Source organism: Eudoraea sp., from assembly GCF_049669105.1.
Classification (GTDB): Bacteria; Bacteroidota; Bacteroidia; order Flavobacteriales; family Flavobacteriaceae; genus Eudoraea.
In genome coordinates, this window is sequence record NZ_JBATKE010000121.1 from 1 (window position 1) to 1,581 (window position 1,581).

Annotated in this window: 2 protein-coding genes and 1 pseudogene; 1 reads left to right on the top strand and 2 read right to left on the bottom strand. The window is 56.9% G+C overall.

All coding sequences use genetic code 11. The annotated features are described in order from the left end of the window. Window positions 1-327: pseudogene (locus WBM60_RS10405) on the bottom strand (hypothetical protein); the annotation flags it as partial. Next, window positions 324-935, bottom strand: coding sequence for a TetR/AcrR family transcriptional regulator (locus tag WBM60_RS10410; protein WP_424283044.1), 612 nt, complete (start codon window positions 933-935; stop codon window positions 324-326). The pseudogene WBM60_RS10405 and the gene WBM60_RS10410, both read right to left, overlap by 4 nt. Window positions 936-1,183: 248 nt before the next feature. Here WBM60_RS10410 and WBM60_RS10415 point away from each other — a divergent pair, with 248 nt between their 5' ends. Then, window positions 1,184-1,492, top strand: a complete 309-nt coding sequence (locus WBM60_RS10415) for a hypothetical protein (protein ID WP_424283045.1) — start codon at window positions 1,184-1,186, stop codon at window positions 1,490-1,492. The last annotated feature ends 89 nt before the right edge of the window (window positions 1,493-1,581 follow it).

Below are 1,581 nucleotides of genomic sequence, written 5' to 3' on the forward strand. Positions count from 1 at the left end.
AGCCTGCTCCAGGTTGACCTCGTAGTCCAGTGGATCGATTCGAAACAGCACATCGCCTTTGCTGAAAAAGCCGCCAGACACGAGGGCCGGCGACATCTCGATTATTCGCCCGTCGACTTCCGGAACCAACTCACTTTCCGTACGGGGAACGACCGTGCCATGGGTGCGCACGCTGAGTTGCCGCGTCTGTGGATCCGCCACAACGAATCGCACCAGAGGAGCAACCAGTTCCGACGATTGAGGTTGAATTTCAGGCCCGGTAACAATGAGCAACGCCGCGGCTGCAATCCCACCCATCAGGACCATGACGGGCATCAGGAACTTCATTGCGTCACTCCCTCTGTGACCGTCTTGCGGCAGTCCTGACACAGGCCTGCGGTGACGAACCGCACCAGTTCTTCCAATCCTTGACCCGGCGAATCCGAATTCGACGAACCGGAGCCGAACACATTCAGCGGTTCTTCGAATCGGGTGAACTGGAGCATCGCACCAATCAGAAAATGGAAGCGCCATTCGATCTGACGGGGCTCTACCCCAGGCAGCACTCTGCGTAGCGCCGAAAAAAATCGTTCGACCGTTGGCGCGAAAGCCTGCTCGAGCAACGGCCTGGACAGCGTTTTCGGCTCGACAAAGATTCGAGCGACCAGACGCGCCAGCTCCGCCCTGCCTTCCAGGGCGATGCCAGGGTCGACAAAGGCTCGGACGATCGACTCGATGGTGAGCACCTCTGGATCGGCTTCCAGAGCGTCAAGCCGGCGAACGCGCTCGTCGTTGAGCGGCGCGACGCAGTAATTGAAGGTCTCTTCGAAAAGTTGAGCCTTAGAGCCGAAATGATAATTGGTGGCGGCGAGATTGACCCCGGCCGCGTCCGCGATGCAGCGCATTGATGTCGCCTCAAAGCCGTTATCGCCGAACAGATCGACAGAAACCTTCAATATGGTTTCCCGGGTCTGACGGGAATCGGCTCTAAGGGCTCGAGTTGGGTTGGGCATCACTCACCGCCGCTACATAAAACGATCGTTTAAAGTAGCAGAAAGCGCGACTCCAATCCAAGGTTTCTAGTGCGCTCGACTGATCCCGTCCGGGTGGATAGATATAGTGGAAATCCCGTAGTCGGGCGGGGTCAACCTTTTGCGATCTCAAACGTCTATACAGATGTCACAAACGTTAAAGGATCAACGACATGTTGAAAAAATCAGCTCTGACCCTGTTATTTATCACCGCGGGCAGCGGGTCAATGGCCGCGTTCGGCGACCACAACAGCAAGTGGGGAGAAGGCTGGGCGAACATGCCCAATGACATCCACAACACCCGGGTAGAAACTCGTGGCGACAATACAGCGTTTCGTGATTTCGTGAGGCAGGGAAACGGTGCAGATTCAGTGAATCGTTTCTCCACCCGCGATTCACGTGTACGCAAGCAGCAGCTCAGTACTCGCAGCCAACGCGCTACGACTACATCGGTTGCGCGCGGAGGTAGAGGAAGAAACTAACCCGCCAACGGCATAGCGGCCGGTCGACAGAGATGGGTTCTCATTGTGTGCGTTCGCTAAGCTTTCTGCGCCAAGCGCCGGGCTACCCG

What these genes read in the sequence shown, in the direction of transcription:
- WBM60_RS10415 (WP_424283045.1), top strand. Translation starts at nt 1,184, where the DNA reads ATGTTGAAAAAATCAGCTCTGACCCTGTTATTTATCACCGCGGGCAGC.